At 65.7% G+C, this 8308-nt stretch carries 7 protein-coding genes; 4 read left to right on the top strand and 3 right to left on the bottom strand.

Features of this window, described 5'->3' with window-relative positions; genetic code table 11:
• Nucleotides 1-29 precede the first annotated feature (29 nt).
• Genes VJ307_07765 through VJ307_07755 form a run of 3 tightly spaced genes read right to left on the bottom strand, consistent with a single transcriptional unit; the run spans nt 30 to nt 3160 of the window.
• Nucleotides 30-518, bottom strand: coding sequence for a hemerythrin domain-containing protein (locus VJ307_07765; protein HJX74039.1), 489 nt, complete (start codon nt 516-518; stop codon nt 30-32).
• Between the two features lie 11 nt (nt 519-529).
• Nucleotides 530-2572 carry an NHL repeat-containing protein gene (locus VJ307_07760; protein ID HJX74038.1) on the bottom strand — a complete coding sequence of 681 codons (2043 nt, stop codon included), beginning with the start codon at nt 2570-2572 and terminating at the stop codon, nt 530-532.
• Between the two features lie 51 nt (nt 2573-2623).
• A complete protein-coding gene (locus tag VJ307_07755; protein HJX74037.1) occupies nt 2624-3160 on the bottom strand; it encodes a DJ-1/PfpI family protein in 537 nt (178 codons plus the stop codon).
• A 149-nt stretch (nt 3161-3309) separates the two neighbouring features.
• Between VJ307_07755 and VJ307_07750 the strand changes: the two genes are divergently transcribed.
• The 4 genes from VJ307_07750 to VJ307_07735 form a co-directional block, all read left to right on the top strand.
• Nucleotides 3310-3732 (top strand): thioesterase family protein, encoded by a 423-nt coding sequence (locus VJ307_07750; protein ID HJX74036.1) that lies wholly within the window; start codon nt 3310-3312, stop codon nt 3730-3732.
• Between the two features lie 242 nt (nt 3733-3974).
• Nucleotides 3975-4625, top strand: coding sequence for a TetR/AcrR family transcriptional regulator (locus tag VJ307_07745; GenBank protein HJX74035.1), 651 nt, complete (start codon nt 3975-3977; stop codon nt 4623-4625).
• The gene (locus tag VJ307_07740; protein HJX74034.1) at nt 4622-5782 is read left to right on the top strand and encodes an efflux RND transporter periplasmic adaptor subunit; all 1161 of its coding nucleotides are present in this window, start codon (nt 4622-4624) and stop codon (nt 5780-5782) included. The genes VJ307_07745 and VJ307_07740 overlap by 4 nt, the downstream gene beginning before the upstream one ends.
• A 2-nt stretch (nt 5783-5784) precedes the next feature.
• A partial coding sequence (locus VJ307_07735; GenBank protein HJX74033.1) for an efflux RND transporter permease subunit occupies nt 5785-8308 on the top strand: 2524 nt, incomplete at its 3' end.

Raw genomic sequence — 8308 nt, 5'->3', positions numbered from 1 at the left:
CGCCCACTCTGCCGACGTCCTATCCGCGCTCAGTGCCCGTGCATCTTCTCGATGACCGCGTCCACTTCCTTCTGCGACAGGTGCTTGTCGAAGTAGGGGAGGAGATCCTCTTCTTCCTCTTCGAGGTGGACGGACAGGAGGAAATCGAGCCGGATGGCGGCCTTCCAAAGCGCCGTCCGGGCCGCCGCCGGGACCGCCCCCTTCGCGGAGGCGATCTGGCGGGCAGCCCGGCAGTAGGCGGCGATCTCCTTCTTCAGATGAACGTGTTCGCGGCTCATCGTCGCCGTGGGCCGCCCGTGCTTGCGGATGAGCTTGTCCGCCATGGGATAGAGTCCCTTTTCCTCCCCTTCGGCGTGCGGGGTGAGATCCTTAAGCAGGAAGTCGATGTCCCCTTTCAGGGCTTTTTTCGTCACCTCGCCGGGACGGGCGGGGATCTTGTCTGCGCGCTTCACGATCATCCTGAGGTTCTTCACGATTCCCTTGTGGTGGTTGCGGATCCGTTCCGTCTTCCTGGGCATATGACCTCCTTTCAGAACAGGATCTTGCGGATAACATTTTCGTTGGTGTCGGTGAAGTAGATCGTCCCCGGCACCCCGGCGATCCCCGTCGGGGCGTTCATCCGCGCGGCGGAGGGGTCGCCGTTTATCGTCGTCGCCGCCCCGGGGTCGCCCGCGAAGGTGATCACCTTCCGCGACGTGCTGATCCTGCGGACGGTGTGGTTGCCCGTGTCGGCGACGTACAGGAAGGGATCCACCCCGGCGATCCCTCTCGGAGTATGGAATCGTGCCGCCGTCCCCGTGTCATCGACCGATCCCGACACCCCCGCGCTGCTTCCGGCAAAGTTGGTGGCCACGCCTGCGGGAGTGACTTTCTGGACGGCGTGGTTCCCCGTGTCCGCCACGTAGATGTTGCCGCCGAGAAAGGCGATCCCCTCGGGGCTGCGGAATCGGGACGGCGTATCCGTCGGCAGGCCGGGTGTCCCGTCCCCGGCGACCGTGGTAACCGCGGCCGAGCCGATATCGATCTTCCGGACCGCATGGTTTCCCGTGTCCGCGACATAGAGGAAGGAACCGTCGGTGGCGATCCCTTTCGGCATCCGGAATCGCGCCGCCGTCCCGGTGCCGTTTGCGAAGCCCTCCACCCCGGCATCGCTCCCGGCAAATGGGGTGACCACGCCGGCCGAGGTGACCTTCCGGATCGCATGGTTTTCCGAATCCGCCACGTAGAGATCGGTTCCCACCGCCACGATCCCCCGGGGGCCGTTGAACACGCTCCCCGTAAGCGACGTGACCACCCCGGAAGCGGTGACCTTCCGGACCGTGTTGTTGCCGGTGTCGGAAACGAACAGGTCGTCCCCGATGACGGTGACCCCTGCGGGCGCGTCGAACCTGGCGCTCTCCCCCGTCGAGTTGACCAGCCCTGCCTGCGGCGGGCTTCCCGCCGTCGTGACGACCGTGCCCCCGACCGAAACCTGCCGGATGACGTGGTTTTCCGTGTCGGCTACGTAGAACAGGTTGCTTACGCCTTCCTGGACGGCGATTCCTTTCAGACTGTTGAACCGGGCGGCGCTCCCCGTGCCGTCGGAAAATCCCGCCACCTGGGGAAGCCCCGCCAGGGTGGTGACGAATCCCGCCGGTTCGACTTGACGGACGACATGATTCCCCGTATCCGAAACGAAGAGGTTGCTGCCGATCGCGACAAGAGAGACGGGAGAGGAGAAGCGGGCGCTCCCCCCCGCGGCATTGTCGAGGAAGCCGGAGGTGCCGTCACCCGCCAGGGTGGTGACCTCCCCGACGGTTCCCACCGGGGTAATCTTCCGGATCGCATGGTTTCCCGTGTCGGCGACGAAGAGCGATGAGCCGTCGAAGGTGATCCCCTCGGGGGAGACGAAGCTTGCCGTCGTGCCTGTATTGTCGGCGAACCCGGGGGTTCCCGATCCCGCGAACGTTGTGGTTGCGCCGGAGGCCGAAATCACCTTGCGGATCTTGTGGTTTCCCGTGTCCGCCACGTACAGGTTCGTCCCCCCGTCGGAGGTGATCCCCCGGGGAGAGGAAAAGAGTACGTTTCCCGGGAGGGTGTTGTCGATGGCCCCCGGAACGCCGGGTGTACCCGCCACCGTGGTCACGAGTCCGCTTGTGGACACGATTTCCCGGATCGTATGGTTTCCCGTGTCGCAGACATAAAGCGTGGTGCCGACGGCAACGATCCCGGAAGGGAGGTTGAACCGGGCTGCCGTCCCCGTCCCGTCCGCGGAGCCCGCCACGCCGAACGCGCCCGCGAAGGTCGTCACCCTTCCCGTCGCGTCGACCTTCCGGATCACGTGGTTTTTCATGTCGGCGACGAAGCGGTCTCCCGTCGCGGTGACGGCCACGGCGTAAGGAGAATCGAAGCGCACCGGGTCGGAGGCGGAGCCGTCGAAGAAGCCGGGCCCGCCGGCGGCGCCCGCCAGGGCGGCGACCGACTCCGCCTTCCCGACGTTGGTGTCCCCGCACCCCGAAGTCGCGAGGGCGAAAGCAAGGAAGATCGGGGAAAGGAATAATGCCAGCCGCATCCGCGCGGGGCAAGGAGCCATGGGGTCCCTCCTCGGGTGGGGGTTGCCTGCATCCGTCGATTATTGCGTATCTTATCCTTTCGAAAGCGCCGTTACGAGGGCCTTCCCGAAATCCCGGGCCGCGGGCGGCCCGCTGGCCGTCACGATCTTCCCGGAGACCACCACCGGCTTCTCGACGAAGATCGCCCCCCCTTTTTGCATCTCCTTTTTCGACGCATCGGTCACGTAGCAGGTGGCTTCGACGCCCTTGAGCACACCCGCCACCGCCAGAGTCGCACCCGAGAGGCAGATCCCGCCGACGACCTTCCCGGCATCCCGAGCCTCCCGGAGCAGTTTGTGGAGGTCGTCGTCGTTCCACAGGTGTTCGGGGGTCCCCCGCCCCCCGACGGCCACCACGGCGTCGTAGTCGGATGCCTTTGCGTCGCGGATCGCGAGGTCGGGGTTCTCCACCGCGCCCAGCATCCCCTTCGCGGGGGCCTTCTTCCGGGCCGCCACTTCCGTCTTCGCGCCCGCCCTCGCCACTTCCTCGCGGGGGTGCGCGAGTTCCTCGTCCCGGAAATTCTCCTGACAGATGACGAAAAGCACCTTTTTCCCCGAGAGCTGCGGCATGATTCCCCCTCCTGTCCGATCGGTTCCCTGCGTTTTCTCCCATTGTACCCCGGTTGGGAAATCGTCTATCGTTTCCCAACGAGGCCCCGTCGATCCGGAAACCCGGAATCCCGGGGGCGAAAACCCCAGAGACGGGAGAGGAGGGAGCGATGAAAGACACGCTGAAGGCAGGGCTTACGCACACGCACAAGTACCGGGTCCCCGAGAACAAGACGGTGCCGTACCTCTATCCCGAGGCGTCGGTGTTCCAGGCCATGCCGAAGGTATTCGCCACCGGCTACATGGTCGGGCTCTTCGAATGGGCATGCATCGAGGCGATGGCGCCCCACCTGGACCCGGGCGAGGGGAGCGTCGGCACGCTCGTCAACATAACCCACACCGCGGCGACGCCTCCGGGTATGGAGGTCACCGTCCACGTCCGTTGCATCGGAGTCGACGGCCGCCGTACCGTCTGGGAGATCGAGGGGAGGGACGAGGTGGAGGTGATCGGGAAGGGAACCCACGAGCGGTTCACGGTCGACTTCGCCAAGTTCAACGCACGCATCGCGAAGAAGGCGGGGGGGGGCGTGTGACAGCAGGGGGGCGCAGACCTCCGAACGCGGGGGGCCTGCCCCGGCCATCCCCGTAATTCGCCCCCGGTCCCGGGGCGCGTCCATTCCGACCATTCATCACGGCGTGGAAACTTCCGCGCCCGGTTCGCCATCTGTACTTACCGTTCGGTAAATTTCCCCCTTGACAAGGGTGTTCGTCCGTCTATACTTACCGTTCGGTAGGGAAAGAGCGGGGCGAGGGCGATAATTTTTAGGGAGGAACGATGGCTACGAAGCAGGGGATGCGAGTACGAGTCTCCGACGTCACTGCGCGCGAAAGGCTTCTGAAAAGCGCCACCGAACTGTTCACCCGGAAAGGGTACTCCGGGACGACCGTCCGGGAGATCGTCGCGGCCGCAGAGGTCACGAAACCGGTCCTGTACTACTATTTCCGGAACAAGGAAGGGATCTACCTCGATCTGATGCGCGGGGGATTCTCCCGGTTCGACTCCCTTCTCGAGGAATCCCTCTCGGAGCGGGGTAGCGCAGTGGAGAGGCTGACGCGCCTCTGCACGCAGGTGTTTTCCCTCTTCCTGGATCACATCGACGTGGCGCGCGTGATGTACGCCATCTATTACGGGCCGCCCCAGGGTGCGCCGTTCATCGACTTCGACGCCTATCACCGCAGGCTCCAGGATGTCGTCCGGGGACTGGTCCGGGAAGGAATCCGGAGGGGCGAGTTCGAGAAGGGGAACGTCGACGACATGATGTGGGCCATCCTCGGTGCCCTGAACGTCGCCATGGAGTCCCAGCTCTGCCAGCCCGGGGATGCGCTCGACAGGAATGGCCTGGAGAGAGTCCTGCTCATCATATACAAGGGAATCGCCGCGACGGGGGGAAGTCGGAAGCCGCGGGGGAAAGGAGGCGGGAAATGAACCGGGCGATGGCATCTGCCGCCGTGCTCTTCCTCCTCGCGGCGGGACTTACGGGATGCTCCGCGCAGGGGGAAAACGGCGGGAAGGGGGCGAACACCGCCGGTCGGCCCCTCGCGGCCGTGGAGACGGCCCGTGCAGCCTTGGCCGACATGGCCGCGGGAGTCGACGTGACGGGGAACCTTTCCCCGAAATACGACGCCCTCGTGAAATCCGAGTTCGGAGGGACGGTGGCCGAAGTGTACGTCACCGAATGGGTGCGGGTGAAAAAGGGCGCCCCGCTGGCCCGCGTGGACACCCGCGAAGCCGAGGCAATGAAGAATAAAGCGGAGGCCTCTCTCGAGATGGCCAAGGCGGCCCTTCTGGAGGCGGAGGCGGCGGGGAACCGGGCCGACCGGGAGGACGAGCGCGCCCATAACCTGAAGGAAGTTGGTCTGGTCACGCAGCAGAACCTGGACGACGCCCGGACGCAAAAGGAGGCGGCGGCCGCCCGCGTCTCCGCGGCGCGGGCCCAGGTCCGGGTGGCGGAGGAGGATATCCGGCAGGCGAGGGCGCGATTCTCCAAGGCGGTCATCCGGGCGCCCTTCGACGGGGTGGTCGCCGAACGGATGGTCAACGTCGGGGAGGTCGTCGGGGAGATGCAGAAGGAGCTGTTCCGGGTGGTCGACAACCGCCTGCTCGACCTGACGGTCACCGTTCCCTCCAGCGAGATGGGGGCTCTTCGCGTGGGGCAGCCGCTCACCTTTTTCACGGACGCGGTTCCGGGAAGAACCTTCACGGGGAAGGTGAAATTCATCAACCCCGCCGTGGACGAGTCGAACCGGTCGGTGAAGGTCGTCGCCGAGGTCGAGAACCGGCAGGAAGTATTGAAGGGCGGTCTTTTCGTCACCGGGCGGATCGTCACCGGGAAGCGCACCGGCGTGCTCCAGGCGCCCCGGGCCTCCCTTCTGTCCTGGGACGTGGGAGGCCGGAAAGCGAGCCTGTTTGTAGTCACCGACAACGTCGCCCGCCTGCGTCAGGTCGGAACGGGGGTCGTGTCGGGGGACGGGGTGGAGATCGTCTCCGGGCTTTCGGCGGGGGAGATGGTGATCACGCGCGGGGGTTTCAACGTGAGGGACGGCGACCGGGTGAAGGCCACGCAAGGAAACGGGGGCGCCTGAGGATGTTTCTTTCCAATCTTTCCATCCAACGGCCGATCTTCGCGTCGGTCATGATGCTCGCCCTCGTCACGCTCGGCGCGTTTTCGTACAAGAGGCTCGCGATCGACATGTTCCCCGACGTGGAGATCCCCGTGATCACCATCGTCACCAAGTACCCGGGGGCGTCCCCGGAGACCGTGGAGCGGGAGGTGAGCAAGCGGATCGAGGAGGCGGTGAACCCGATCGCCGGGGTCAAGCACGTCACCTCGATGTCCCGCGAGAGCGTATCCACCGTCATCGTCCAGTTCCGGCTGGAGGTGCGGATCAACGAGGCCTCCCAGGAGGCGCGCGCCAAGGTGAGCGCCATCCGGGGCGACCTGCCCCAGGGGATCGACGAGCCGATCATCCAGAAACTCGATTTCTCCGCGATGCCCGTCGTCTCCCTGGCCGTCCGCTCGGAGACCCTGTCGCCGAGGGATCTGACCACCTTGGTCGACAAGAAGATCCGCCGCCGATTCGAGAACATCGCCGGGGTGGGGAAGGTCGACCTCGTCGGCGAATCGAAGCGGGAGGTGGGCGTGGAGATCGACCCGGCCCGGCTCGACGCCCTCGGGATGGGGGTGGACGAGGTGATCGCGGGGCTCCAGGCGGAGAACGTCAACACCCCCCTGGGCCGGCTCAACCGGAACGGCTTCGAATTCCCCTTGCGCGTCTCGGGAAAGCCGAAGGTGGTGGACCAGTTCGGTTCGATGGTGATCGCCCAGCGGAGCGGAAGGCCCGTCACGCTCGGGGAAGTGGCGAGCATCCGGGACGGAATCGAGGAGCAGCGGTCGCTCGCCCTGGTGAACGGGGTCCCCGCCGTGGCGCTCGACATCCAGAAGCAGTCGGGCGCCAACACCGTGGACGTGGTGGACAGAGTCAAGAAGGAGATCGGGGAACTCCAGGAAGAGCTCCCCCCGGGGACCCGGATCGAGATGGTCCGCGATGCCTCGATCATGATCCGGGACTCCGTCCGCGACGTCCAGGAGACCCTGGTGTTGGGGGGGATCCTTACGGTCCTGATCGTCTTCTGCTTCCTCAACTCCTGGCGGTCCACCGTCATCACCGGGCTCACCCTTCCCATCTCGGTGATCTCTTCCTTTATCGTCATGAACTTCATGGGAATGACGCTCAACGTCATGACCCTGATGGCCCTGTCCCTGGCCATCGGGCTTCTGATCGACGACGCCATCGTCGTGCGGGAGAACATCGTGCGCCACCTGGAGCACGGCCAGGACCACTTCACGGCCGCGCGGGAAGGGACGAGCGAGATCGGGCTGGCCGTCATGGCCACCACCTTCTCCATCGTTGCCGTCTTCGTCCCGGTGGCGTTCATGAAGGGGATCGTGGGGCGCTTCTTCTTCCAATTCGGGATCACGGTCACCTTCGCGGTGCTCGTCTCCCTCTTCGTCTCCTTCACGCTCGACCCGATGCTCTCCTCCCGGTGGCACGATCCCGACATCGACCGGACGGGGAAGCGGCACGCGGTGGCCCGGGTGCTCGACCGGTTCAACGACTGGTTCGACAGGACGGCGGACCGGTACCGGTCGGTCATCGCGTGGGCGCTCGATCACCGCAAGACCGTAATCGGCATCGCGACCCTCGCCTTCGCCGCGGGGCTCTGCGTCTTCGTCACCCTCAAGAGCGAATTTTTCAGCCCCTATGACCAGGCGGAGTTCCAGATCAACTTCCAGTCCGCCCCGGACGCCTCGATCGACGAGACACGGGGTCGTATCGCTCTCGTGCTCGCAGAGGTCGGCAGGATTCCCGAGGTGAAGCACACGTACTCCACGATCGGTGCGGGAGACGCGGGGACGGTGCGGGACGGCATGGTCTACGTGAAGCTCACGGAGAAGAAAAAGCGGGGCAGAAGCCAGGAGGAACTCCAGCGGATCCTGCGGGCGCGCCTGCAGGAAGTCCCGGGAATCGTGCCGTCCTTCACCGAGGTGGGTCGTCTTGGGGGGGAGAAGCCCCTCCTGGTCAACGTCCGGGGGGAAGACATCGATCTTCTGAAGCGGTACGCCGCGGAACTCAAGGGGGAGTTATACCGAATCCCGGGGATTGTGGACCTCGAGGCGACGCTCGAGCACGACATCCCGGAGTTCCGGCTCGCCGTCCATCGGGAAAAAGCGGTGAGCACCGGAGTCACGACCGGGGACATCGTGCGGACGGTGGGGGCACTCGTGGGGGGGCAGGCGGTGACCACGTACGAGGACGAGGACGGCGATGCGGTGGACGTCCGGGTGAGGCTTCCGCTCGTGCTGCGCCAGGAGCCGTCCCAGGTCGAGCGGCTGCGTATTGCCGTCCGGAGGGCGGGGGAGCCGACGGCGCTCGTGCCGCTGGGGGAGGTGGCGTCGTACAGCATGAGCGCCACGCCCTCGGAGATCGGCCGGGAGGACCTCACTCGCCAGGTGGTGATCTCCGCGAACCTGGACGGGCTTCCGCTGGGCGAGGCGATGAAGGATGTGCGCAGGGTCGCCTCCGGGATGGACATGGCCCCCGGATACC

It is taken from the genome of Candidatus Deferrimicrobiaceae bacterium (assembly GCA_035256765.1).
Taxonomy (GTDB): Bacteria; Desulfobacterota; Deferrimicrobia; order Deferrimicrobiales; family Deferrimicrobiaceae; genus CSP1-8.
Note: the sequence above shows the minus strand (reverse complement) of the source record. Positions and strands in the feature narration are given on the sequence as shown.